The sequence below is a fragment of the Streptosporangium sp. OZ121 genome (genome assembly GCF_051918885.1).
In the GTDB taxonomy this organism is placed as follows: domain Bacteria; phylum Actinomycetota; class Actinomycetes; order Streptosporangiales; family Streptosporangiaceae; genus Streptosporangium.
In genome coordinates, this window is sequence record NZ_JBPXMC010000004.1 from 248,208 (window position 1) to 273,118 (window position 24,911).

Genomic DNA, 24,911 nt, shown 5'->3' on the forward strand with positions numbered 1-24,911 from the left:
GCGGCCGGGAGCCAGGTCAGAGCCGTAACGCGGCGGATGGAGACGGTGAGACCTGGCCGGACGGGGGTGGGATCGATCCGGACGGCGGGGCGTGGGGCCGGGCCGGAGGGCGGCGGGATCGGGGCGGGCGGGGTCAGAGCGCGGAGATCAGGCGCTCCAGCGGGCTGGAGAGGCCGTAGCGCTCGCTCAGCGCCGCCAGGGCCTCCGGATCCCGCGGCTTGGCGGGAAGCGCGATGTCGACCTCGGGAAGGGGGGCGTCGCGGGCGACCTGGACCACCTCGGGGGCCACCCGCAGGTAGTCGCGGGCCGCCGACAGCCTGGCGCGCTGCCCGGCGGTCAGGTCACCGGCTCCCTCGCCCCCGTCGGCGGCGCGCAGCAGCGCCTCCAGCGAGCCGAACCGGGTGATCAGGGCCGCCGCGGTCTTGTCGCCCACTCCCGGCACGCCCGGCAGCCCGTCGCTGGGGTCGCCGCGCAGGGTGGCGAAGTCGGCGTAGGAGCGGCCGGGGATGCCGTACTTCTCGGCGACGGCGGCCTCGTCGACCGCCTGGAGGTTCTTGACCCCCCTGGCGGTGTAGAGGATCCGGACCGGCCGGGAGTCGTCGACCAGCTGGAACAGGTCGCGGTCGCCGGTGACGACGTCGACCTGGCCGCTCGCCCGCGCGGTGAACGTGCCCATCACGTCGTCGGCCTCGTAGCCGGGCACGCCGACGCGGGCGATGCCCACCGCGTCGAGCACCCGCTCGATCACCGGCACCTGCGGGGCGAGCGTGTCGGGGGTCTCCTCGGCGCCGCCCTCGGCGACCCGGTGGGTCTTGTACGTCGGGATGGCCGCCACCCGGAAGGCCGGGCGCCAGTCGGCGTCCATGCAGGCGACGAGCTCGGCGGGGGAGTGCCGCCGGATCAGCATGGCGATCATGTCGATGACGCCGCGCACCGCGTTGACGGGCATCCCGTCGGGCGCGGTCATCGACTCGGGGATGCCGTAGAAGGCGCGGTAGTAAAGGGAGGGGGTGTCGAGAAGCATCAGGCCGGGCATGGCGACCATTTAACCAATCAGCCGAGCACGCCGATCGCCAGAACGCAGGTGTCGTCCTCGGGGTTGGGTCCGCCGATCACCTCGATGAGCCGGTCGAGCCCGTCGTCCGGGTCGCCTCTCAGCAGGGCCGCGGCCTCCATGGTCAGCGCCAGGCCCTCGTCGATGTCGCGGGTGCGCCGTTCCACCAGCCCGTCGGTGAACAGCAGCAGGAGGTCGCCCTCCCGCAGCTCGACCCCGGCCAGCTCGTACGGCTCGTCGGGGGTGGCGCCCAGCAGCACCCCGGCGGGCGGGTCGAGCTGGGTGGCCGTGCCCTCGCGGACCAGGATCGGCGCCGGATGCCCCGCCTGCCCCCAGGTGAACGTCCTCGTGGCCGGGTCGAGGTGGCCGACGACCGCGGTCGCCGTCGTCTCGGGCATCCGGTGCAGCACGAGGTCGTTGAGCCAGGCCAGCAGCCTGTCGGGGGAGTGGCCGGTCATCGCGAGGCCGATCAGGGCGTGGCGCAGCTGGGCCATCTGGGAGATCGCGGCCATCCCGTGCCCGGACACGTCGCCGATGGCGAGCAGCACCCTGCCGTCGGACAGGGGAACGGCGTCGTACCAGTCGCCGCCCAGGCCGGGCTTGACCCCCGCCGCCACGTAGCGGACCGCGATGCGCGCGTGCGGCAGGTCGATGGTGTCGCCCAGGCCCGGCATGATCGCCTCGCGCAGGGCCACGCTCATGTCGTGCTCCTCCGCGGCCTGCTCGCGGACCCTCAGCAGCTTGCTGCGCGACTCCGACATGATCCGCTCGGCGCGGCGCCGGCAGGTGATGTCCTGCACGACGCCGTGCACGGCGGGATGCCCGCCGGTCACGACGGGGTCGAGCGCGGCGCGCAGGTGCCGGAGCTCCCCGTGGCGGCGGATGCGGAACTCGGCCTCCCCGGCCTCGGACCGGTGCACGACGGACCACAGCAGCCGGTCGAGGTCGGGCCGGTCGGCCGTCTCGACGTGGCCGGGCAGGTCGCGCAGGTGGATCGGGCCGTCGCCGGGGGCGCGGCCGAATATGGTGTACGCCTGGTCGGACCAGATGGACTCTCCGGTTTGAAGATCCCACTCGGCCCAGCCCATTTCGCCCATGCGCTCCGCGTGCGCTAGGCGTGCGGTGAGGAGTTGTCGCTCCACGGCCATGTGCTCGTCCAGCTCGCCGCGCAACCGCTGCACCATCTCAGCGGCGGTCGACGGGGCCTGACCGGTCACATGGTCGTTTCGTGGGTGGAGGGGTGGCTGGTGGCCGCCCACTACGCCGACCATGTAGCTCGCTCTCGAAATGTGTGGCTTTACGGATATTTTGCCAACAAAATGTGATCGTACTTCAACAGATTGTAGTGGCGGAGTCGCCTTCGTGCCTTCCTTTCCCTGACTTTCGGTTTCCGGGGGCGGCCCGGATGCATCGTCGTTCCGCCCGGGATTAGATTGGTCGCCGTGACGACGGAGCCCTCTGACCTCTATCCCGTGACCCGCCTGGCCGCCGCCCGCGAGGCGGCCGCCGCCGCCGGGCTCGACGCGCTGCTGCTCACCCCCGGTCCCGACCTTCGCTACGTGACCGGTTACGAGGCCCTGCCGCTGGAGCGGCTCACCTGCCTGGTGCTTCCGGCCAGGGGCGAGGCGTTCCTGATGGTGCCCCGCCTGGAGCTGCCCGCGGCCGAGCACTCCCCGGCGTCGCGGCTCGGCGTCGAGTTCGTCCCCTGGGACGAGACCGACGACCCGTACGCGGTCGTCGGCAGACGTCTGGGCGCGGTCCGCAGGGTCGGCCTCGCCGACCGGATGTGGGCGATGCAGTCGCTGCGCCTGCGCGACGCGATCCCCGGCGCGGAGCAGGTGCTCGCCGGGACCGTCCTGCGCGGGCTGCGGATGCGCAAGAGCCCGGCCGAGGTGGCGGCGCTGCGCGCGGCGGGCGCCGCGATCGACGCCGTCCACGCCCAGGTGCCCGGCTTCCTGCGGGCCGGCAGGACCGAGCGGGAGATCGGCAGGGACATCGCCGAGGCGATCATCGCGGCCGGCCACTCCACCGTCGACTTCGTCATCGTCGGCTCCGGGCCCAACGGCGCCAGCCCGCACCACGAGCTGTCGGACCGCGTCGTCCGGGAGCGCGAGCCGATCGTGGTCGACATCGGGGGCCAGATGCCCGACGGCTACTGCTCCGACTCCACGCGCGTCTACGCCGTCGGCGAGCCCCCGGCCGGCTTCCTGAAGTACTACGAGGTGCTCAGGCGGGCCCAGCAGGCGGCCTGCGACGCCGTGGCCCCCGGGGTGACGTGCGAGGCGGTCGACGCCGCCGCGCGCGACGTGATCGCCGCCGAGGGCTACGGCGACTACTTCATCCACCGCACCGGCCACGGCATCGGCCTGGAGACCCACGAGGAGCCCTACATCGTCGCGGGCAACACCGAGCCGCTGGCGCCCGGCTTCGCCTTCTCCGTCGAGCCGGGAATCTACCTGCCGGGGGCCCACGGCGCCCGCATCGAGGACATCCTCGTCTGCACCGAGGAGGGCGGCGAGCGGGTCAACCACCGCCCGCGCGAGCTGGTGGTCGTCTAGCGGCTCCCGGGCCGGTGGTTCCCGGTCCGGTCGTGCGGGGACGGCCCGCGGGCACGGCCGCGTGGCCGCGGTCGCGCGGAGGGTGCCAGAATCGGGGTGGCCGGTGATCCCGGCCGCCCTCTCGCCGTCCGCGCCGGGACCTCGCGGTCAGGACTCCGCGCCGGGACCCGGAGCACGCGGGCGCGCCCCTCCCCGCGAACCCTGGGGCGGGTCTCCACGCTGGAAGGACTCAGATGACCGTTGAGCGCGTTCTGCCGACCGGCGACGCCCATGACCTCCTGGACCTGGTCCGCGACCTGATCGGCAAGGAGGTCGCGCCCCGGGCCGCGGCCGACGAGTCCGCGGGGCGCTTCCCCCGGGAGGTGTTCACCACGCTCGGCCGCGCGGGGCTGCTCGGCCTGCCCTACCCCGAGGAGCACGGCGGGGCGGCGCAGCCGTACGAGGTCTACCTGCAGGTGATCGAGGAGCTCTCGGCCGGTTGGCTGGCCGTCGGTCTCGGCCTGTCGGTCCACACGCTGTCGTGCTTCCCGGTGGCCGCCTACGGCACCGCCGAGCAGCGCGCCGCGCTGCTTCCCGAGATGCTGGGCGGCGAGTGGCTGGGCGCCTACTGCCTGTCGGAGCCGCAGTCGGGGTCCGACGCCGCGGCGCTGACGACCAGGGCGGTTCCCGGGGACGGCGGCTCCACCGGTTCCGTCGGCTACACGGTCGACGGGGTGAAGGCCTGGATCACCCACGGCGGCGCCGCCGACTTCTACACGCTGATGGCCCGCACCTCGGCCGACGGCGCGCGCGGCATCTCCTGTTTCCACGTGCCCGCCGGGACGGAGGGGCTGTCGTTCGGCGCGCCCGAGCGGAAGATGGGGATGAAGGCCTCGCCGACCGCCCAGGTCCGCTTCGACGGGGTGCGGCTGGCGCCCGAGGCCCTGCTGGGCTCCGAGGGGGAGGGCTTCCGGATCGCGATGGCCGCCCTGGACGGCGGCAGGCTCGGCATCGCCGCCTGCGCGGTGGGCGTGGCCCAGGCGGCCTTCGAGACCGCCACCGCGTACGCCGCCGAGCGCCGCCAGTTCGGCTCGCGGATCATCGACTTCCAGGGCGTCGGCTTCATGCTCGCCGACATGGCCACCCAGATCGCCGCCGCCCGCGCCCTCTACCTGGACGCCGCCCGGCTGCGCGACGCGGGCCGGCCGTACGGCACGCGGGCCGCGATGGCGAAGCTCTTCGCCACCGACATGTGCATGAAGGTCACCACGGACGCGGTCCAGGTCCTCGGCGGCTACGGGTACGTGGAGGACTTCCCGGTCGAGCGCCTCATGCGGGAGGCCAAGGTCCTGCAGATCGTCGAGGGCACCAACCAGGTCCAGCGCCTGGTCATCGGCCGCGCCCTCGCGAAGGAGGCGGAGAACGCCGGGCGGTGACGGCCGTGACGTCCACGACGCCGGCGCGCGGGTGACCCGCAGGGTGGTTCCGGCGGCGTCCGGGCCGGGAGGGCGTCGCCTCCCGGGTCGGACGCCGGGCCGGGGCCCGCGTACGCCGGGCCGGACGCCGAGTCAGAGCCCGTACGCCTCCAGCAGCCGCAGCCAGATCTCGCTGACCGTGGGGAAGGACGGCACGGCGTGCCAGAGCCGGTCGAGGGGCACCTCGCCGACGACGGCGATCGTCGCGGAGTGCAGCATCTCGCCCACGGCGGGGCCGGCGAAGGTCACCCCGAGCAGGACGCGGCGCCGCTCGTCCACGACGGCCTTGGCCCTGCCCCGGTAGCCGTCGCCCTGCAGGTAGGCCCCCGTCACCCTGGCCAGGTCGTACTCGACCACGCGGACGTCGAACCCCTCGGCGCGGGCCTCCGCCTCGGTCCGGCCGACCGAGCACACCTGCGGGTCGGTGAAGACCACCTGCGGCGCGCCGTACGCGTCCGCCGCGTCGCGCAGGCCCGGCAGGTCGTCGGGCTCGCCCTTGGCCCGCGCCGCGATGACGTCGCCGCACACCCGCGCCTGGTACTTGCCCATGTGGGTGAGCAGGGCGCGGCCGTTGACGTCGCCCACCGCGTACAGCCAGCCGCCGGAGACGCCGGTGGCGCGCATGCTGTCGTCGACCTCCACCGTGCTCCCGGCCTCCAGCCCGACGGTCTCCAGGCCGACGTCGCCGGTCGCCGGACGCCTGCCGGTGGCCACCAGCAGCTCGTCGGCCTCCAGCGGCGGTCCCTCGGACAGGTGGACCGTCACCGGGCCGCCGGGCATGGGCCGCTCGACCCTCGTCACCCGGACGCCCGTGCGCACCGTGATGCCCGCCTCGGCGAACGAGGCGGCCACCAGCTCCCCGGCGAACGGCTCCATCCTGCCGAGCAGCCCGCCGCGCGCCAGCACGGTCGTCTCACGGGCGCCGAGCCCGTGCATGGCCTGGGCCATCTCGCAGGCCACCACGCCGCCGCCCAGCACGGCCAGCCGTCCGGGCACGCTCTTGGCCGCCGTCACCTCGTGGCTCGTCCACGGCGACGCCTCCGCCAGCCCGGGGATCGGCGGGACGGCCGCGCCGCTGCCGGTGGCCAGCACGACCGCCCGCCGGGCGGTCAGCGTGCGGACCGAGCCGTCCTTCGCGGTCACCGCGACCCGCCCGGGGCCGTCCAGCCGCCCGTGCCCGCGGACGAACTCCGCGGGCACGTTCTTGATCCACTCGACCTGGCCGCCGTCGTCGAAGTGGGACACCGCCTCGTCGCGCCGGGCGAGCACGGCGGCGGTGTCGATCGGGCCCGGCGTCAGGCCGGGCACCCGGGCGACCTCGGCGGTCAGCTCCACCGGGCGCAGCAGCGCCTTGCTGGGGATGCACGCCCAGTAGGAACACTCGCCGCCGGCCAGATTCCTCTCCACGATCGCGGCGGTCAGCCCTCCCCTGACCGCGCGGTCGGCGACGTTCTCGCCCGCGGGCCCCGCACCCACCACCACCACGTCGAACTCGTCCGACACGACTACCTCCCACAGAGAACCGGCCATCGGCCGCGCGCCGCCCCCGGCGACGCCGGTCGTACCAGCTTCGCACCCTCCGGCCGGGGCCGTGGACGGGCCCCGGGTCTCGGCGGGTTCGAGCCGGAGCCGCCGGTGGGCCGGTGACGGTGCCGAAGCTCCCCGCCGCGGCACCGGCCTTCCAGCGGCGCACCGGCGATTCCCGCGGCGCCCGCAGCCGTACCGGGCCGACGTCACGGGGCCGGCGCGACGGCGTCGCAGGGCTCGCGTGCCCGCGGCGAGGACGACGGAGACGGCGCGGCGGGCGGCCGGCGCGAGAGCAGGTATCCCGTCAGCGCGGTGAGCAGGCCGGCCAGGCCGGCCGCCGCGAAGCCGCCCGCGGGCACGGACGCGTCGATCGCCACTCCCACGACCGGGGAGCCGAGCGCGAACCCCGCGCTCGCCGCCGAGGACTGCAGGCCGGTCGCCTCACCTCGCACACCGGCCGGCGCCAGCCGGCTCACCGCGTCGGAGACCGTGGAAAGGGTCGGCGCGGTGAGCAGCCCGGCACCGATGACGGCCACGCACAGCCAGGGCCAGTCACGGGCGAGTCCGGCCGGGATCGTCACCAGCCCGAGCAGGCCGAGCAGCAGCCAGGTGGGCATCGGCCGGGGCAGCGCTCCGTACACCAGACCGCCCACGACGGACGTCACCCCGAACACGACGACGACCACGGCCGCCCACGAGACCTGACCGGCTTCCCTGAGAGTGGCGACGATGGCCAGGTCGACGCCGCTGAGCAGCATCGCGACGCCGAACCCCATCGTCAGGACGGCGACCATGCGCGCTCCCAGCCACTCCCGGCGCCGGGGCCGGCCCGCCGCCTCGCCGCCCGCCTCGTCCTCGGCCCGCATCGGCGGGTCGAGCAGGGCGATCCCCGCCCCGCCGACGACGATCGCGGCGCCCACTCCCCACGCCACCAGACCGGGGGACACCGTCGCCGCGCACACGATCACCACCGCCGGGCCCACGATGTACGACAGCTCGCCCACCACCGACTCCAGCGCGAACGCCGCCCGCCGCTGCCCCGCCGTCGTCATCGCGGCGATCGCCTGCCGGGTGACCGACTGGACCGGCACCATCAGCAGGCCGGCGGCGAAGGAGGCGCACAGCAGGATCACGTACGGCAGCACGGGCACGGCCGGCCAGAACACGAGCTGCGCCACGACCGTGGCGAGCAGCACGGTACGCAGGCCCCGCCGGTCGATCATCCGGCCCAGCAGCGGCCCGCCCAGCGCGACCCCGGCGGTGAGCGCCGCCACCACGGCCCCCGCCGCCGCGTAACTCATGTCGAGGGCGATGACGACGTACATCGTCAACGCCATCGCGTCCGCCGTGATCGCGGCACGAGCGAGCAGCGAGACGCCCAGCAGCGGCGTCATCCCCGGCACCGCGAGCACCTGTCGAAATCTGATCACCGTTTCAACGCTAGGTCACCCCCAATGCCATAGGAAGTCGTCAATTCGTTGGACCAGGCATAATGAACGCTTATGGCACGTGATCTCGACACCGCCCTGCTGCGGTCGTTCGTCACCGCCGTGCGGGCGGGCAGCATCAGCCGTGCGGCGGCGGCGCTCGGCCGTACCCAGCCCGCGCTCAGCCAGCAGCTGCGCAAGCTCGAAAGGGCCGTCGGCAGCCCGCTGCTGCACCGGGCGCCGTCCGGTGTCTCGCCGACCCGGGCGGGCGAGGAACTGCTGCCCTACGCCGAGCGCATCCTCGCGCTGTCGGCACAGGCACTCGCCGGCACGGGACGCGCGCTCACCGGGCACTGCGGGGTGGGACTCCTCGAGGATCTCGCCGCTTCCCGCCTTTCCCAGGTACTCGCCGACCTCGCGCGGCTGCACCCCGGCGCGACGCTGGAGGTGCTCAGCCTTTCCGGCGCGGAGATGCGGGAGGCCTACGACACGGGCCGTGTCCACCTCGTGCTCGACGAGGTCAAGGATCTTCCCTGGCCGCCGCGCTGGACGGTGCGGCTGCCGCTGGTCTGGGCGGTCGGGCAGGGGGTCGCCGTCGACGCCGATCCGCTGCCGGTGGTGCTGTTCTCGAACACGTGCGCCTGGCGGACCTCGGTGCTGGAGGCGATGGAGGGCACGGGGCGCCGCTGGCGGGTGGCGTTCGAGAGCAACAGCCTCGCCGGGGTGCTCGCCGCGCTACGGGCCGGGCTCGGGGTCGCGGCGCTCCTGCCCGCCAACCTCGAACCGACCATGGCCTGCCACGACGCGGCCGCGTTGCCCGCTCTGCCGGACGTCGAACTCGGCCTTGCCCGCCACCCCGGCGTCGAGGGCGACGCGCTCGTCGACGCCGTGGAGACCGCCCTGAGGCGGATGATCTGAGCGGTGCGCGGCCCGCTAGCGGCGGCGCCCGCGCGCCTTGAGGGGAGTCAGGGGCAGCTCGGGCGCGGGCAGCGGGGCGGCTCCCGCACCGTGCACCGTGCCGAACTCCTCACCCTCCATCCACTCCCGCCGGAACCGGGCGATCTCCTCGTGGCTCCGGCCGACGAAGTTCCACCACATGACGATCCGCTCCTCGAACGGCTCGCCGCCGACGAGCAGCAGCCGCCCGGGGCCCTCGGCGCTCAGGGCCAGCTCCGAGCGCCCGCTGCCCAGGTAGAGCAGCGGCCCGGGGGAGATAGCCGTCTCGCCGACCCGTACGGTGCCGGACAGGGCCAGCGCGGCGTACTCGAAGCCGGGGCGCAGCGGGATCGAGGTCCCGGCACCCGCCTCCAGCGTCACCTCGGCCCCGACCAGCGGGGTGTGGATCGTCGCCGGGGAGGTGACCCCGCCCAGCTCGCCCATGATGACGGTCACCGTCGCTCCTGGGGAGGTCACCGTGGGCAGCGCCGGGTGGTGCTCGAAGGCGGGGGCGGCGTCGCGGGCGGCGGAGGGGAGCGCCACCCACAGCTGGACCCCGTGCAGCACGGCCTCGGCGGGCGACTCCTCCGAGTGGGAGATGGCCCGCCCGGCGGTCATCAGGTTGAGCTGGCCCGGCCTGACCAACTGCTCGCTGCCGACGCTGTCGCGGTGCAGGATCTCACCCTCCACGAGCCAGCTGACGGTCTGCAGGCCGGTGTGCGGATGCGGGGGGACGTGCATCCTCGCCCGCTCGGGGCCGTAGTGGTCGACGAAACACCACGCGCCGACCATCCGGACGTCCCGGTTCGGCAGGGTTCTGGTGACCTTCATCGCCCGGGGGCCGCCCAGCACCACGTCCCTGCCGGTCAGCAGCTCGTTCACCGGCTCCGCCGCCACGTCCGCGAGGCCGCCGCAGGCCGACTCGCGGGGATCCGTTTCCAGGTTGCTCATCCCGCGAATGTACGTCGCGATCCGCCCATACCGGGCATCGGGTGGCGTCATCCGCCCCGGGAGGGGATCACGTGCGTGGCCGTCGGCGGGTTCCGGTATCTTTCGTCCACCCCGCCGGGCACCTACGGCCACGGCGGGACGGACACCGCGTGAAGTGAGAGGCCGAATGACCACCGAGACACCTCCGAGCGGATCCCGCAAGAGCCGCTGGAGCGCGCAGACGTGGTTCAACGTCGTGTTGCTCGTCATGACCCTCCTGCTGGGGGTGTCGGCGATCGTCGGCGCCACGGTCCTGCAGAACGCGGCGTCCGCCTCCAACAGGCTGATCGACCACATCTCGGTGGGCAGGATCCAGGCGGCGCGCCTGCAGGCGACCCTGCTGAACCAGGAGACCGGGGTGCGGGGCTTCGTCATCACCGGCAAGGAGGAGTTCCTGCAGCCGTACGTGGACGGGCGGCGCGACGAGATCACGGTGTCGGCGCAGATCGAGCGGCTGGCACCGGGCGCGGAACCGCTGCGGGCACTCGACGAGGTGGGACGGCTGGCCGCCGAGTGGCGGGCCCGCTACGCGGAGCCGATGATCGCCAGTGTCAGGGACGAGGGCCCGGAGAGCGTGAGCGCCGAGCAGTCCGAGGAGAGCAAGCGCTCCTTCGACGCGGTCAGGAAGGCGCTCGACGCCCAGAACGCCGCCTGGGCCCGCGCGAGGGAGCTGGCCCGCGCCGACCTGCAGGTCGCCCGCACGGTCAGGAACGCCACCTTCTTCGGCATCCTGGCCGCCTTCCTGGTCACCATCGTCACGGTGGCGGTGCTGCTGAGGATCGGGGTGTTCGGCCCCCTGGCCCGTCTGCGCGAGGCCTCCCGCCGGGTCACCATGGGAGACTTCGCGCACCACGTCGACACCGGCGGCCCCGCCGACCTCGCCGAGCTGGCCGACGACATGGAGGCGATGCGCCGGCGCATCGTCACCGAGCTGGAGGAGGCCCGAGGCTCCCGGCTGCGGATCGCCGCCCAGGCCGAGGAGCTGAAGCGCTCCAACGCGGAGCTGGAGCAGTTCGCCTACGTGGCCTCGCACGACCTGCAGGAACCGCTGCGGAAGATCGCCTCGTTCTGCCAGATGCTCCAGCAGCGGTACGCCTCCCAGCTCGACGACAGGGCGAACACCTACATCGACTTCGCCGTGGACGGCGCCAAGCGCATGCAGGTGCTCATCAACGAGCTGCTCACCTTCTCCCGGGTGGGACGGATCAGCAGGGAGCCCGTCGAGATGGACCTGAACGACGTGGTCGACAGGGCCCTGGTCAACCTCTCCGCGGCGGTGGAGGAGTCCGGGGCCGAGATCGAGGTCGGCGACCTGCCCACCGTCGTCGGGGACCGGACCCAGTTCGTGATGCTCTGGCAGAACCTGATCGGCAACTCCCTGAAGTTCCGCGACCCCGGCCGCGCGCCCCGGATCGGGATCGAGTCCGAGCGGCTCGACGGCGAGGTGCGGATGACCGTGACCGACAACGGCATCGGCATCTCCCCCAACTTCGCCGACAAGATCTTCGTCATCTTCCAGCGGCTGCACCAGCGCGACGCCTACGAGGGCACCGGCATCGGCCTGGCGCTCTGCAGGAAGATCGTGGAGCAGCACGGCGGCACGATCCGGCTGGACACCGAGTACACCGGGGGAGCCCGCTTCGTCATCACGCTGCCCGCCGAGGTCGTCTCGCCGGAGCGGGAGGGCGAGGGTGAGGCCGAGGCTGCCGAGGCTGAGGCCGGACGGGAGGACCCCGCGGAGATCGCGGTTGGGACCGTGCCGTGACACGCGGACGGTACGCGCGGTATCCGAATGCCGTTACCGTTTACCGGATGGAGGAGATCGACCGCCGTATCGTCACATTGCTGGCCAGGGATGGCCGGATGAGCTTCACCGATCTCGCCAGGGAGACCGGGCTCTCGGTGTCGGCGGTGCACCAGCGGGTGCGCCGGCTGGAGAAGCGCGGCGTGCTGCGGGGATACGCCGCGCTGGTCGACTACGACGCCATCGGGCTCTCGCTCACCGCGTTCGTCTCCATCAAGCCGATAGACCCGGCCGCCGCCGACGACGCCCCGGAGCGGCTGGCCCATCTGAGCGCCGTCGAGGCCTGCCACAGCGTGGCCGGGGACGAGAGCTACATCCTCAAGGTCCGGGTGGCCTCGCCGATCGCGCTCGAGGAGCTGCTCAACCAGATCCGCACCGCCGCCAACGTCTCCACCCGCACCACGGTCGTGCTCAGCACGCCGTACGAGCACCGCACCCCGGAGCCGGCGGGCGAGGACGCCGGGAGGCCCGAGGAGCGCGCCTGACCGTTCCGGGGACGCTCCCCGCGGGTGCGGGACGGGCCCGCGCCGGCGTCTTCCCGGCGTGGCCGACCGCTCACCTCCCCGGGAGGCCGTTCCCGGTTTGCCGGGAAAGAGGTGATTGCTCCAAGCTGGACGGGTGTCTCCCAGAAAGATCATCATCGACTGCGACCCGGGGATCGACGACGCGCTGGCGCTCGTCCTCGCCCACGGGAGCCCCGAGCTGGAGATCCTGGGGATCACCACGGTCGGCGGCAACGTCGAGCTGGCCAGGACCACCGACAACGCGCTGCGGCTCCGCGAGTTCCTGGGGTTCGGCGGCGTGCCGGTCGTCGCGGGCAGCGCGGGCGCGCTCCTGCGCCCCCGGGTGAACGCGGCCGGGGTGCACGGCGATTCGGGCCTCGGGGACGCGCTGCTGCCCCCGGCGTCGCTCCCGCCGGCCGCCGGGCACGCCGTGGACTTCATCATCGAGACGCTCAGGGCCGACCCGGGCGAGGTGACCCTGGTCGCCATCGGCCCGCTGACCAACGTGGCGCTCGCCGTGCTGAGGGAACCCGCGATCGTCGGCTGGGCGCGGGGGCTCACGATCCTCGGCGGGTCCTACACGCGGGGCAACTTCTCTCCCGCGGCCGAGTTCAACATCGCCGCCGACCCGGAGGCCGCCGCGGTCGTCTTCGGCGCGGGCTGGACGGTGACCATGATCGGTCTCGACGTGAGCCGCGATGCCGTGACCACGCTGGCGGTGGCGGAGCGCATGGCGGCGATGGGCCGGCTCGGCGCCGACCTGCTCCTGCCGTGCGTGCGGTTCTACGGCATGATCACCGCCGAGGACGGGCCCGCGATCCACGACGCCTGCGCGATCGCCCACCTGATCGACCCGTCGCTGATCACCCTCGAACCCGCCGTCGTGGACGTCGAGACGGCCGGCCGCTTCACCGCCGGGATGACCGTGACCGACTTCGCCCTGCGGGGCCGCGCCCCCAACGCCCTGGTCGGCACCTCCCTCGACGTGGGCCGCTTCTGGGAGCTCCTGCTGACCGTCTACGCCGGGGTCGCGGAGTCCATCGAGCCCTGAGGCGGACCCCTCAGGGGATGATCCTGCGGCGGCGCAGGTCGCCGAGGATGTCCAGGAACATCGCCTCGGTGTCGACGTACTCGTGGAAGCCGAAGCGCCGGGCCTTGGAACCGTCGGCGAAGAAGTCGTAGTCCCAGGAGAACACGGCGTCGCCGAAGGCCCAGGAGGACACGTCCTCGTAGGGGTGCGGCTCCAGCCCGTACCTCTCGACCATGGAGTCCCAGAGCGGCCCCTTGTCCGCCATGACGACGTCGAGCGACATCGGCAGGGGAGGGGCCACCTCCAGGTCGAAGAACTTGGCGATCTTCGGCCACATGTCGTTCCAGCGGAAGAGGTCGCCGTTGTTGACGTTGAACGCCTGGTTGGCGCAACGCTCGTCGGTCGCCGCCCAGACGGTCGCCCTCGCCAGCAGTCCCGCGTCGGTCATCTCCAGCAGCGTGTCGTAGGCCCCCGGCCTGCCGGGGAAGCGCAGCGGCAGACCCAGCTCCTTCGAGACGGCGCCGTACACCGCGATCACCATGGCCAGGTTCATCGGGTTGCCGAGGGCGAAGCCGCACACCACGGACGGGCGGATCGCCGTCCACGTCCACCCCGAACCCTTCTGACGCTCCTTTAGGAACCTCTGCTGGTCGACGTTGAACTCCGGCGGCATGTGGTGTGGGTCGCTCTCGCGGGCCGGGGTCTTGAAGGGACCCAGGTGCGCGCCGTAGACCTTGTATCCCTGCATGAGGCTGACGTGCCGCAGGCCCGGCGCCACCGGCTCGACCGCGTCGACGACGTTGACGAGCATGGCGAGGTTGGGCGGAACGAGCTCGGCCCAGGTCGGCCGGTCCTGGTAGGCGGCGTAGAAGACGTGGGTCACGTTGGTGAGCTCACCGAGTTTCCTGGCGCAGTCGTCCCGGTCGAGCAGGTCGACCCGCACCTGGCGGACCCGCCCCGCGCTCTCCCCGCCGCGGCGCGACAGGCCGATCACCTCCCAGTCGCCGAGCGCCGCGAGGTGGTCGACCAGGTTGCGGCCGATCACCCCCTGGGCGCCGACGACGAGGGCGACCTTGGGCTGGGTGCTCATCGTTCTTCTCCCCGATCGATGCGGATGGGCCGGCGCGGTCACGCTCCGGTGCCGGTGCCGGTGCGATCCGATTCTGCGCGGCTCTCCTCCCATGAGTCCAAGGCTTGTTTCTTGTCGCGACCATGAACATCGTTTATGGCGGACGTCGTGGCCCGGCGCGTCTGAACCTCACTCCACATAATCCAAAGTCATGATTTATGAGATTCTGATAATTTTTGTGCATGCTGAGCCTGCGACAGCTCGAATACCTGGTGACCATCGTCGACCAGGGCTCCTTCACACGGGCCGCCGAGACCCTCCGCGTCACGCAACCGGCACTGTCGCACCAGATCCAGGCACTGGAACGGTCGGTCGGCGCCTCCCTGCTCGAACGGCTGCCCAGGGCCGTCCACCTCACGGCGGCCGGGCGAGCGATGCTGCCCCACGCGCGGGCCGCCCTGGCGGACGCGGCCCGCGCCCTGTCGGCCGTACGCCGGACGATTGGGCTGGCCGGGGGAGAACTGCGGCTGGCGACGGTCTACTCGGTCAGCCTGGGCGTGCTGCCCACCGCGCTGCGCGCCTGGAGCGGTCTCCACCCCGGGGTCGATGTCAGGCTCTTCGAGCACCGTCACGCCGACGAGCTGGCGGAGGCGATGGCGAGCGGGCAGGCCGACCTCGCCGTCGGTCCCCGGCCCGCGTCCTGGGCGGGGCCGGTGCGCACGCTCGGTGTCGAGGAATTCGTCGTGGCCGTCTCCTCCGGCGATCCTCTCGCGTCCGGCGGGGCTTTCTCGGTGGACCTGGGCGACCTGCGCGACCGCCGCTGGGTCCACTACGCCCCCGGCAACGGCCTGGCCGACATTCTGGACCGCGCCTGCGCGGAGGCCGGGTTCCAGCCCAGGATCGCGGTGCGCACCGAGCAGACGGCGTCGGCACCGACCCTCGCGGCCGCCGGTCTCGGGCCCGCGCTCATCCCCGCCAACATCGTGCCCGGGGGGTACGAGGGCCGCATCCTCCGCCCGAGGCCCGCCGTGACCCGCGTCCTCACCGCCTACGCGCGCACCGGCTTCGACGCCCTCGGCGGGGCCTTCCTCGCCCTGCTCGCCGAGAGTACGGCGGCCACGCTGTCTCCCCCGCCGGGCGCTCACCCGGCCTCCTGAGCGTTCGGGCTCCCCGCACGCCGCGGCCCGCGTCGTGAGACGCGGGCCGTGCGGCGCGATGTCACCCCGTCATGCTTTGTCGTGTCATATCAATGAATGTCCTGTTGAGAAGCGTCATGTCAGGGCGTGGAAGTGGGTCCGCAGGCGGGCCCTCGCCTCCTCGGTGGCGCCGAGGGCGTCCAGGCCCAGGAGGGCGGCGCCCATGATGGGCGCGACGTCGGCGACGATCAGCTTGGCCTGCGGCGCGCTCCCGGCGAATCCCCGCTCCAGCAGCTCGCTCATGAGCGGGTCGCGGGCGGTGAGCACGCCGCCGCCCAGGACCACCTCCACCGGGACGGAGAGCAGGTCCAGACGGCGCATCGCGACCACCGCGAGCACGACGACCTCCTCGGCCATCCGCGCCACCAGCGAGCGGGCCACCCCGTCCCCCTGGGCCGCGACCGCCATCAGCACCGGTACCAGCTCGTTCAGCCTGCCGTAGGACAGCTCGCCGAAATGGATGGCCAGGGACACCTCCTCGACGGTGCGGGTGCCGAAGTACTCGCGGACCGCGGCGGCCAGCGCGCTCGCCGGGCCCCGGCCGTCCTCGGCGCGCACCGCGTGCCAGAGCGTCTCCTCGCCGAGGCCGAGGCCGCCGCCCCAGTCGCCGGTGAGCCGCCCCAGCGCCGGGTATCTCGCCACCTCCCCCGACGGGGAGACCGCCACCGCGTTGATCCCCGCGCCGCACACCACGGCCACCCCCGCGGGCCCGGAGGCCCCGGCGCGCAGCAGCGCGAAGGTGTCGTTGCCGACGGTCGCCTCCCCGCCGTACCCCCGGGAGAGGATCTCCGCGCGGAGCGCCTCCTCCTCCACCGGCAGGTCCGCGCCCGCCACGTAGGCGGCCACGTGGTCGGCGTACGGCGTGGCCGCGCCGGGGCCGAGCGCGGCGCGCACGGTGTCGCCGATCGCGTCGATCGCGACGCCCACCCCCGTGGTCTGCGGCTGGAAGGCGCCGCCGCGCCCGGTGGCGAGGACCGAGCCGTCCTCGGCCACCAGCGCGATGTCGGTCTTGCTGTTGCCGCCGTCGACCGCCAGGACCGTTCTCACGCGGTCGCCCAGGACAGGTGCCCGCGGTTGGCCTCGACCAGGCGCCTGGCCAGGTCGCCGGAGAGCGAGGCCTGGCCGATCAGCGGGTGGGCCAGCAGCGCGTCGGCGACGCGGTCCTCGCCGCCGTGCAGCGCCGCCTCGATCGCGAGCGTCTCGTACGCCGTGACGTGGGCGATGAGCCCGGCGAAGAGGGGCTCCACCGGGGCGACGGGCAGCGCGGCCGCGCCCGCCGAGGTGATCGTGGCCGGGACCTCGATGACCGCCTCGTCGGGCAGGAACGGCAGCGTGCCGTCGTTGCGCAGGTTGACCACCTGGGTGTCGCCGTGGTCGCCGACCAGCGAGGCGATCAGCGCCACCGCCGCCTCGGAGTAGAAGGCCCCGCCGCGCTTGCCCAGCAGTTCGGGCTTGGTGTCCACCGCCGGGTCGGCGTACAGCTCCAGCAGGGTCTTCTCCATCGCCGCGACCTCGGCCGCGCGCGAGGGCTTGGCCCGCTGCTCCTCGACCACCAGGTCGTGCTCGTAGAAGTAGCGCAGGTAGTAGGAGGGCACCACGCCCAGGTGGCGGATGAGCGCGGCGGGCAGGCCGACGTCCCGGCCGATCTCCTCCGCGTGGCTCTCCAGCAGCTTGGGCAGCACGTCCACCCCGTCCAGGTGGACGGCCCGCTCCCAGGTGAGGTGGTTCAGGCCGACGTGGCCGAGCGAGATCCGCTCCGGGGCGACGCCCAGGTTCGCGGCGAAGCGGCGCTGGAAGCCGATGGCCACGTTGCACAGGCCGATGGCCCGGTGCCCGGCCGAAAGGAGCGCCCTGGTGACGATGCCGACCGGGTTGGTGAAGTCGACGATCCAGGCGTCCGGCGCGAGCCTCCTCACCTTCTCGGCGATGTCCAGCACCACCGGCACCGTGCGCAGCGCCTTGGCCAGCCCGCCCGCGCCGGTCGTCTCCTGGCCGACGCAACCGCACTCCAGCGGCAGCGTCTCGTCCACGTTCCGCGCAGCCTGGCCGCCGACGCGCAGCTGCAGCAGGACCGCGTGCGCCCCGGCGACGCCCTCCTCGACCGAGGTGGTCGCGACGACCGTGGCCGGGTGCCCGGCGCGCGCCAGCATCCGGCGCGCCATGCCGGACACCAGCTCCAGCCGGTGGGTGTCCGGGTCGACCAGCGCGATCTCGGTCAGCGGCAGCTCGTCGCGCAGCCGCGCGAACCCGTCGATCAGCTCCGGCGTGTACGTCGAGCCGCCCCCGACAACGGCGAGTTTCACCCTTTTACTCCTGTCAGCGTGACGCCCTCGATGAAGACCTTCTGGGCGAAGAAGAACACAATGATCACCGGGGCCATGACGAGCAGCGTCGCCGCCATGGTGAGATTCCACTGCACGCTGTGCAGTGCCCGGAAGGACGCCAGCCCGAGGGAGAGCGTCCAGTTCGCCTCGTTCGTGTAGGCGTAGAGCAGCGGACCATAGTAATCGTTCCAGCAGTAGAAGAACTGGAACAGACCCACCGCCGCGATCGCCGGGCGCGCCATCGGCAGGACCACCTTGACGAGCGTCCGGAAGTCCGAGCAGCCGTCCACCTTGGCGGCCTCGGTGTACTCCTTGGGAATGCTGACCAGGAACTGCCGCAGCAGGAAGATGGAGAAGGCGTCACCGAGCAGCATCGGCACGATCAGCGGCCACAGCGTGCCGGTGAGGTCCAGGCGCGCCCAGATGAGATACACCGGGACCGCGACGACCTGGGGCGGCAGCATCATCATCGTGATGACCGCGAGGAAGGCCAGCTTGCGTCCCCGGAAGCGGAAGCGGGCCATCGCGTACGCCACCGGGATCGACGACAGCAGCATGAACGCGGTGCCGAGCCCGGCGTACAGGAACGTGTTGCCCACCCAGGCCAGCAGGTGCGACCTGGCGAACACGTCGGCGAAGTTGGCCCAGTTCCAGGTGCGGGGCCACAGGTCGCCGGTGAGCGCCTGGTCGTTGCTCATCACGGCCGTCAGCGCCACGAACACCAGCGGGCCGACGAACATCAGCGACAGCGCGACGGCGAGGGCGTGGGTGGCGATCCAGTACAGGATCGCGCGGCCGCGCGGGCCGCGCGCGGCGGGGCGCGGCCCGGGAGAGGAGGCCTCGGTGAGCCTCGTGGCCACGGCGGTCACCGGTCGCCTCCTTCGTCGAACGCGCGGAACCTGCGGAGCAGGATGAGGGTGCAGACCGTGGAGAACGCGAACAGCAGCAGGGCGAGCACGCAGGCGTACCCCATGCTGTAGTCGCGGAAGCCCACGTGGAACAGCCACTGGGCCAGCGTCAGCGTCGACAGCTCCGGATAGCCGGGCACGAAGCTGCTGCCGGGGGAGTCGGTGACCCCCGCCGCGACCCGGGAGGCGATCATCGCCTGGGTGAAGTACTGCAGGGCGTAGATGACGCCGGTGACCGTCGAGAACATCAGCACCGGCGAGATCGTCGGCAGCGTGATGCTCCTGAACTGCCGCCACGCGCCCGCCCCGTCGATGGCCGCGGCCTCGTACAGGTGCTTGGGCACGTCGAGCAGCGCGGCAAGGAAGATCATCATGGTGTTGCCGATGCCCCACATGGCCAGCATGGTCAGGCCGGGCTTGGACCAGTCCTTGTCGCCGAACCAGTCGGGCGCGGCGATCCCGAGGAACTCGAGGAACTGGTTGAGCGGCCCCGAGGGGTTCAGCAGGAACACGAAGGAGACCGTGCCGGCCACCACCGGGATCAGCGACGGCAGGTAGAACACCGTGCGGAAGAAGCCGACGCCCGACTTCAGGCGGGTGAGCAGCCACGCCACGCCCAGCCCGAAGAGCACCTGCGCGGGGACCATGAGGACGACCAGCCACAGCGTGTTCTTGATGGAGACCCAGGCCCGGTCGTCCACCAGGAAGTAGCGGTAGTTGTCCAGGTCGACGAACTCCAGCGTGAACAGGTCGTAGCGGTGGAAGGAGAAGTAGACTGTCGCCGCGAGGGGGTAGGCGAAGAAGACCGCGAACCCCACCAGCCAGGGCGACATCCAAAGGAGGGCCTTGAGGCCCTCGCCGCGCCGCCACTTGGGCGGCGCGGCGTGGACGGTGCTCATCGAGGATCAGCCCCCGGAGAGCTTCATCTTGTCGTCGAGGCGCCTGTCGACCGCGGCGAGCCCGGCGTCGAGGTCGGTGGCCGAGCCGTTCTCCCACTTGACCAGGAACTCCTGCAGCGAGTCCTGGTTGAAGGTGCTGTTGACGTTGGCCGGGACCGTGCTCGTCTTCGGGTGGGCGAAGATGTCGAGGAAGGTCTGGAAGTTCGCGTCCTTGACCAGGTCGGGCGACTCCAGCGACGCCTTGGTGGTCGGCACGTTGCGCAGCGCGTTGGAGAGCGTGACCAGCGCGGCGGTGTCGGTGGTCAGATACTTGACCAGCTCCCAGGCGGCCTGCGGGTTCTTGGCGCCCTTGGGCACGCCGATCACGGTGCCCGCGGTGAAGCCGCTGCCGTACAGGTCGGGCTTGGAGTCGGAGACGGGGAGCGGCGCGGTGCCGTAGTCGATGTGCTTGGCCTCGTTGGCGAGCATGGCGTTGCGCCACTCGCCGTCCAGGACCATGGCGATCTTGCCCTTGTGGAAGGGGTGGTCGGCCGACCACTCCTGGCCCAGGCTCTTGCGGAACTTCTCCAGCTTGTCGTACCCGTACCAGTCGACGAGCTCCTTCTGCCAGCGCAGCAGCTCCTTCCACGCCGGGTCGGAGCCGACCGCCGAGGTGCCGTCCGGCTTGTACCAGGTGGCGCCGACCATCGGGCCCATGTGCGAGGCGGAGTTCTCGTAGTACTGGAAGCTCGGGACGAACCCGGCGACCTTGATGTTCCCGTCGGCGTCGCGGACGGTGAGCTTCTTGGTCAGCGCGGTCAGCTCCGAGAGCGTCTTGGGCGGCTGCTCGCCCTTCATCAGGGCCTTGTTGTAGTAGAGCCCGTACGCGTCGGCGAGCAGCGGCATCACGCACCGCTTGCCCTCGTACTCGGTGTAGGAGCGCGAGACCTCCGGCAGCACGGACAGGTCGATGCCGTCCTGCTCGATCACCGAGGTGAGGTCCTGGAACGTTCCGCTGCGGCACCACTGGGCCACGTTGTCGGTGGTGAACGAGGAGGCGACGTCCGGCGCCTTGCCGCCGCGCACCGCCTGGGTGATCTGGTCGTCCTGCACGCCCTTGACCAGCTTGACGGTGATCTGGGGGAACTTCGTGCGGAAGCCCGCGACGGCGTCCTCGAACGCCTTCACCTCGGCGGGCGCGGAGAACCCGTGCCACAGCTCGATGGCGGAGGCCGGCAGAGCCGCGGAGGCGGAGCCCGACGGTCTGGGCTGGGAGCCCAGCGCGGGCGCGCTCTCGGTGCCCGCGGTGCAGGCGGTCAGGGTGGTGGCCGTCAGGGTGGCCAGGGCGAGGGTGAGAAAGCGTCGGTGCACGACGGCTGCCTCCTGGGGGCGGGGGATCTGGCGGGGTTCCGGGCGGGGTCCAGCGGGGTCGGGCGAGGTCCGTACGGCTCGTACGGTTCGGGGCCTGCGCGGGTTCGGGGGCGGCGGGGGTCAGGAGGGGACGGTGGAGCTGAAGACCTCGTCACGCGCGGTCGCGAGGGCGAGGTCGAGCGCGCCGGCGAGGACGGGATTGCCCTCGACGGTGGACAGCAGCAGCGGGGGCCGGGGGATGGTGAGCGCGTGGAGCTCGTGCTCGACGAGCTCGCGCAGGGTGTCGCCGCCGGCGAGGAGGGTCCCGCCGGTCAGCACGATGATCTCGGGGTCGACGACGGAGGTGATCGCGGCCAGCCCGACCGCGATCCGGGAGGCGATGTCGCGCAGCCCGGCGCGGGCGTCGTCGGCGCGCCTGCCGGTGGACGCCGAGGCCTGCACGGCGTTCAGCACCGCCTGCGCGGGTGCGGTGCCGCGCACGCCGTACGATCTGAGGATCTTGAGCACCGCCGGGCCGCCGGTGAGGGCCTGGTAGCCGTGGTTGGCGTAGCGGCCGGTGTCCCTGGCGGTCGGCGCGCCGGGGGTGGGCATGTAGCCGACCTCTCCCGCGCCGCCGGTGGCGCCCCGGTGCAGCCGCCCGCCGAGGACCAGCGCGGCGCCGAGGCCCTCGTCGGCCCACAGCAGCACGAAGTCGCGGTGGCCGCGGCCCACGCCGTGCGCCTGCTCGGCCTGGGCGACGAGGTTGACGTTGTTCTCCACGGAGACCGGCACGCCCAGGCCGTCGCCGAGGGTGCGGACCAGGTCCGGGATGTGCCAGCCGGGCATGTCCTTGCTGGTGGCGTACGCCATCTTGCCGGTGCCGGGGTCGATCGTGCCCTGCACGCCGATGACCACGCGCCGCAGCGCCGCGGGGGCGCCGGCGCCCTCCAGCGCGGCCCGGACCCGCTCCAGCGCGTCGCCGCCGGAGCGGCCGGGACTGGGCAGGTGGTGCTCGCCGACCACGGCACCGGTGATGTCGGCGACCCTGACGTCGATGCCCGCGCGGGTGACGTCCAGCGCGGCGACGTGCGCGGCGGCGGGGTTGAGCCGGTACACCTCGGCGGTGCGGCCGGGCAGCCCCTCGCGGATGCCGTCGAGCACGACCAGGCCCGCCTCCTGCAGGCGGATGAGAAGCTGTGAGGCGGTGGGCTTGGACAGGCCGGTGAGGGCGCCGATCTCCGGGCGGGTCAGCGGGCCGCGCTCCAGCAGCGCCTGCAGGGCGGCGCGGTCGTTGATCGCGCGCAGCAGGCTGGGGGTGCCGGGCGTCGGCTGGGTCACTGGTCCTCCGCGTGCGTCCTTGCATCCACTGATGACGCGAAGTTAGGAAACTTTCCTAACTTCGAGTGAATGTAAGGAACCCGGCAGATTTTCGTCAAGCAGGCAGGGAGCGCCGCAATCAAGCTGTGATGACGGAGGGGCGGGTAAACTTCTCGACGGACCTGCTAAGGTGATGGTTTGTCATAACAACCAGCGCAATGGCCCGGAGTATCCCATTACTAGCAACGATAATGGAGCGACGGCAACCCGTCAAATCGAGCTGACCCGGGAGCAGGAGTATGTTTCCTGCCTTTATGCCCGGCTCGATCTGCTGCGCGAGCGCACCCAGCGGCAGCTGGACGGCGTCCTCGCGCAGGGCGGAAGTGGCGGCACGCATCAGAACCGCTCCGAGCGCGACAGCTTCGCCGGGATGTACGCCGAGCGCCTGGGCCGCCTGTGGGCGGTCGAGAACGGCCTGTGCTTCGGCCGGCTCGACAACGCCGACGACACCTCACTCTACATAGGCCGCATCGGCCTGGCCGACGACGACCAGCGCCGGATGCTGATCGACTGGCGGGCGCCGGTGGCCCAGCCCTTCTACGGCGCCACCCCTGCGGCCTCGATGGGCGTCACCCGCCGCCGCCACCTGCAGACCAAGGGCCGCACGGTGATCGGGATCGACGACGATCTCCTGGACCTCGACAGCCTCACCGAGGAGGACGTGGCCACCCTCAACGGGGAGGCCGCGCTGCTGGCCTCCCTGGGGGCCAAGCGCACCGGCCGGATGCGCGACATCGTCGCCACCATCCAGTCCGAGCAGGACCGCATCATCCGCTCCGACCTGGGCGGGGTGCTGGTCGTGCAGGGCGGTCCCGGCACCGGCAAGACCGTGGTCGCGCTGCACCGCGCCGCCTACCTCCTCTACACCCACCGGGAGAAGCTGGCCCGCAGGGGCGTGCTCATCCTCGGGCCGAACCTGACCTTCCTGCGCTACATCGAGCAGGTGCTGCCCTCCCTGGGCGAGACCGACGTGCTGCTGTCGACCGTCTCCGAGCTGTACCCGGGGGTCGTCCCCGGCCGGAAGGAGCGCCCCGAGGTGGCGGCGGTCAAGGGCGACGCCCGGATGGCCCAGGTCGTCGCGCGGGCCGTGCGCGAGCGGCAGCGGGTGCCGCGCAAGCCGATCGAGATCAAGCTCGACCGCTACACCCTCCGGCTGGAGGGCAACGTCCTGGAGGCCGCCCGCAGCCGGGCCGCCCGCTCCAAGAGGGCGCACAACGAGGCCCGCGCGATCTTCGTCCGCCACCTGCTCAACGCGCTCGCCCGGCAGGCCGCCAGGCAGCTCGGCAAGGGCATGATCGACGACGACGAGCTGGCCGACATCCGCGAGGACCTGCGCACCGAGCGGCCCGTCAAGGCGGCCCTGAACCGGCTGTGGCCCTACGTCACCCCGCAGCAGCTCCTGATCGGGCTGTTCACCTCCCGCGAGCGCCTCGACCACGCCGCCGCCGAGTTCGGCGAGGCCGAGCGCGAGCTGATGCTGCGCGAGCCGCCCCGCACCGGGGAGAACTGGTGGGCCGAGTCCGACGTGCCGCTCCTGGACGAGGCCGCCGAGCTGCTCGGCGACATCGACCCCGCGGTGCTGCGGGCCGGGGCCTGGATGGCCGAGGAGGAGCAGGCGGCGCAGCGCGCCGCCGCGCTCGACGAGCGGCAGCACCAGCTCGCCTACGCCAAGGAGGTCCTGGAGCTGACCGGCCTGTCCGACATCATGGACGCCGAGAAGTTCGCCGCCCGCCACCTCGGCGACGACGTCTTCCTGACCACCGCCGAGCGCGCGGCGGCCGACCGCACCTGGGCCTTCGGCCACGTCATCGTCGACGAGGCGCAGGAGCTGTCGCCGATGGACTGGCGGATGCTGATGCGCCGCTGCCCGACGCGGTCGATGACGATCGTCGGCGACCTGGCCCAGACCGGTTCGTCGGCCGGGGCGCGTTCCTGGGGCCGGGTCCTCGACCCGTACGTGTCGGGGCGCTGGCGCGAGGAGACCCTCAGCGTCAACTACCGCACCCCGGCCGAGCTGATGGCCGTGGCCGCCGACGTGCTCACCCTGGTCGACCCGGCGCTGACCGCCCCGGCCTCGGTCAGGGAGACGGGGTCGCACCCGTGGGCGACCTCGCCGACGGCCTCCCTCGGCGAGGTCGTCAAGGCCGAGGTCGTCGAGGGCGGCCGGCTCGTCGTGATCGTCCCCGAGTCGCGCGCCGAGGAGTTCGGGGAGATCGTGGTCCGCTCCGTCGACGGCGCGGTGGCCGGGCCGGGGGCGGCGGCCCTGGACGCGCAGGTGGCGGTGCTGACCGTCGCCGAGGCCAAGGGGCTGGAGTTCGACGCGGTCGTCGTGGTCGAACCGGAGCTGATCCTGGGCGAGTCCCCGCGCGGGGCGAGCGACCTTTACGTGGCGTTGACCCGCGCCACCCAGCGGCTTGGCGTCGTGCACGACGGTCCGCTTCCCGGCGCGCTCGCTCGACTTGAGAGACATCGGATCACATGAGACCATTGACGGCTCTCGTCGATCATGTCCCAGCTGCGAAAACT

Annotated in this window: 20 protein-coding genes; 8 read left to right on the forward strand and 12 right to left on the reverse strand. The window is 72.6% G+C overall.

Translation table 11 applies throughout. From position 1 onward, the window contains the following. Nucleotides 1-133: 133 nt before the first annotated feature. Together ACTOQ1_RS11065 and ACTOQ1_RS11070 are read right to left on the reverse strand one after the other, a co-directional pair. Nucleotides 134-1,045: a 5'-3' exonuclease gene (locus ACTOQ1_RS11065; protein WP_440066185.1), complete on the reverse strand. Its 912-nt coding sequence runs from the start codon at nucleotides 1,043-1,045 to the stop codon at nucleotides 134-136. Nucleotides 1,046-1,053: 8 nt separating this feature from the next. Further along, on the reverse strand, nucleotides 1,054-2,271 hold the full coding sequence (locus ACTOQ1_RS11070; RefSeq protein ID WP_440066187.1) for a PP2C family protein-serine/threonine phosphatase: 1,218 nt from the start codon (nucleotides 2,269-2,271) through the stop codon (nucleotides 1,054-1,056). A gap of 225 nt (nucleotides 2,272-2,496) precedes the next feature. Here ACTOQ1_RS11070 and ACTOQ1_RS11075 point away from each other — a divergent pair, with 225 nt between their 5' ends. Then, on the forward strand, nucleotides 2,497-3,612 hold the full coding sequence (locus ACTOQ1_RS11075; protein WP_440066189.1) for a M24 family metallopeptidase: 1,116 nt from the start codon (nucleotides 2,497-2,499) through the stop codon (nucleotides 3,610-3,612). Between the two features lie 233 nt (nucleotides 3,613-3,845). Then, nucleotides 3,846-5,027, forward strand: a complete 1,182-nt coding sequence (locus ACTOQ1_RS11080) for an acyl-CoA dehydrogenase family protein (RefSeq protein ID WP_440066191.1) — start codon at nucleotides 3,846-3,848, stop codon at nucleotides 5,025-5,027. 132 nt (nucleotides 5,028-5,159) lie between these two features. Here the strand turns inward: ACTOQ1_RS11080 and ACTOQ1_RS11085 are convergent, their stop codons facing one another. Further along, complete coding sequence (locus ACTOQ1_RS11085) at nucleotides 5,160-6,569, reverse strand: dihydrolipoyl dehydrogenase family protein (RefSeq protein WP_440066193.1); 1,410 nt, start codon at nucleotides 6,567-6,569, stop codon at nucleotides 5,160-5,162. A 230-nt stretch (nucleotides 6,570-6,799) separates the two neighbouring features. Then, on the reverse strand, nucleotides 6,800-8,023 hold the full coding sequence (locus ACTOQ1_RS11090) for an MFS transporter (protein WP_440066195.1): 1,224 nt from the start codon (nucleotides 8,021-8,023) through the stop codon (nucleotides 6,800-6,802). A gap of 72 nt (nucleotides 8,024-8,095) precedes the next feature. Between ACTOQ1_RS11090 and ACTOQ1_RS11095 the strand changes: the two genes are divergently transcribed. Further along, complete coding sequence (locus ACTOQ1_RS11095) at nucleotides 8,096-8,938, forward strand: LysR family transcriptional regulator (protein ID WP_440066197.1); 843 nt, start codon at nucleotides 8,096-8,098, stop codon at nucleotides 8,936-8,938. A 15-nt stretch (nucleotides 8,939-8,953) separates the two neighbouring features. Here the strand turns inward: ACTOQ1_RS11095 and ACTOQ1_RS11100 are convergent, their stop codons facing one another. Continuing rightward, entirely contained in the window at nucleotides 8,954-9,907 is a 954-nt protein-coding gene (locus ACTOQ1_RS11100) for a pirin family protein (RefSeq protein WP_440066199.1), read from the reverse strand. A 166-nt stretch (nucleotides 9,908-10,073) separates the two neighbouring features. Here ACTOQ1_RS11100 and ACTOQ1_RS11105 point away from each other — a divergent pair, with 166 nt between their 5' ends. The 3 genes from ACTOQ1_RS11105 (at nucleotide 10,074) to ACTOQ1_RS11115 (ending at nucleotide 13,304) form a co-directional block, all read left to right on the forward strand. After that, the gene (locus ACTOQ1_RS11105; RefSeq protein WP_440066201.1) at nucleotides 10,074-11,711 is read left to right on the forward strand and encodes a sensor histidine kinase; all 1,638 of its coding nucleotides are present in this window, start codon (nucleotides 10,074-10,076) and stop codon (nucleotides 11,709-11,711) included. A 47-nt stretch (nucleotides 11,712-11,758) separates the two neighbouring features. Beyond that, complete coding sequence (locus tag ACTOQ1_RS11110) at nucleotides 11,759-12,235, forward strand: Lrp/AsnC family transcriptional regulator (protein ID WP_440066203.1); 477 nt, start codon at nucleotides 11,759-11,761, stop codon at nucleotides 12,233-12,235. A gap of 133 nt (nucleotides 12,236-12,368) precedes the next feature. Continuing rightward, nucleotides 12,369-13,304, forward strand: coding sequence for a nucleoside hydrolase (locus ACTOQ1_RS11115; RefSeq protein WP_440066205.1), 936 nt, complete (start codon nucleotides 12,369-12,371; stop codon nucleotides 13,302-13,304). Nucleotides 13,305-13,314: 10 nt separating this feature from the next. Here the strand turns inward: ACTOQ1_RS11115 and ACTOQ1_RS11120 are convergent, their stop codons facing one another. Then, nucleotides 13,315-14,373 (reverse strand): SDR family oxidoreductase, encoded by a 1,059-nt coding sequence (locus tag ACTOQ1_RS11120; RefSeq protein ID WP_440066207.1) that lies wholly within the window; start codon nucleotides 14,371-14,373, stop codon nucleotides 13,315-13,317. A 221-nt stretch (nucleotides 14,374-14,594) separates the two neighbouring features. Here ACTOQ1_RS11120 and ACTOQ1_RS11125 point away from each other — a divergent pair, with 221 nt between their 5' ends. Next, nucleotides 14,595-15,509 (forward strand): LysR substrate-binding domain-containing protein, encoded by a 915-nt coding sequence (locus tag ACTOQ1_RS11125; RefSeq protein WP_440066209.1) that lies wholly within the window; start codon nucleotides 14,595-14,597, stop codon nucleotides 15,507-15,509. A 114-nt stretch (nucleotides 15,510-15,623) separates the two neighbouring features. On the opposite strand, the gene ACTOQ1_RS11130 is transcribed toward ACTOQ1_RS11125, so the two are convergent. The 6 genes from ACTOQ1_RS11130 to ACTOQ1_RS11155 form a co-directional block, all read right to left on the reverse strand. Further along, nucleotides 15,624-16,595, reverse strand: coding sequence for an N-acetylglucosamine kinase (locus ACTOQ1_RS11130; protein ID WP_440066211.1), 972 nt, complete (start codon nucleotides 16,593-16,595; stop codon nucleotides 15,624-15,626). After that, on the reverse strand, nucleotides 16,592-17,851 hold the full coding sequence (locus tag ACTOQ1_RS11135) for a 6-phospho-beta-glucosidase (RefSeq protein ID WP_440066212.1): 1,260 nt from the start codon (nucleotides 17,849-17,851) through the stop codon (nucleotides 16,592-16,594). Before ACTOQ1_RS11135 ends, ACTOQ1_RS11130 begins: the two co-directional genes overlap by 4 nt. After that, on the reverse strand, nucleotides 17,848-18,741 hold the full coding sequence (locus ACTOQ1_RS11140; protein ID WP_440066213.1) for a carbohydrate ABC transporter permease: 894 nt from the start codon (nucleotides 18,739-18,741) through the stop codon (nucleotides 17,848-17,850). The genes ACTOQ1_RS11135 and ACTOQ1_RS11140 overlap by 4 nt, the downstream gene beginning before the upstream one ends. After that, nucleotides 18,738-19,679: a carbohydrate ABC transporter permease gene (locus ACTOQ1_RS11145; protein WP_440066214.1), complete on the reverse strand. Its 942-nt coding sequence runs from the start codon at nucleotides 19,677-19,679 to the stop codon at nucleotides 18,738-18,740. Before ACTOQ1_RS11145 ends, ACTOQ1_RS11140 begins: the two co-directional genes overlap by 4 nt. A 6-nt stretch (nucleotides 19,680-19,685) precedes the next feature. Continuing rightward, entirely contained in the window at nucleotides 19,686-21,029 is a 1,344-nt protein-coding gene (locus ACTOQ1_RS11150) for an extracellular solute-binding protein (RefSeq protein ID WP_440066216.1), read from the reverse strand. Between the two features lie 120 nt (nucleotides 21,030-21,149). Beyond that, entirely contained in the window at nucleotides 21,150-22,346 is a 1,197-nt protein-coding gene (locus ACTOQ1_RS11155; protein WP_440066218.1) for an ROK family protein, read from the reverse strand. 172 nt (nucleotides 22,347-22,518) lie between these two features. Here ACTOQ1_RS11155 and ACTOQ1_RS11160 point away from each other — a divergent pair, with 172 nt between their 5' ends. Continuing rightward, entirely contained in the window at nucleotides 22,519-24,867 is a 2,349-nt protein-coding gene (locus tag ACTOQ1_RS11160) for a HelD family protein (protein ID WP_440066220.1), read from the forward strand. Nucleotides 24,868-24,911 lie beyond the last annotated feature (44 nt).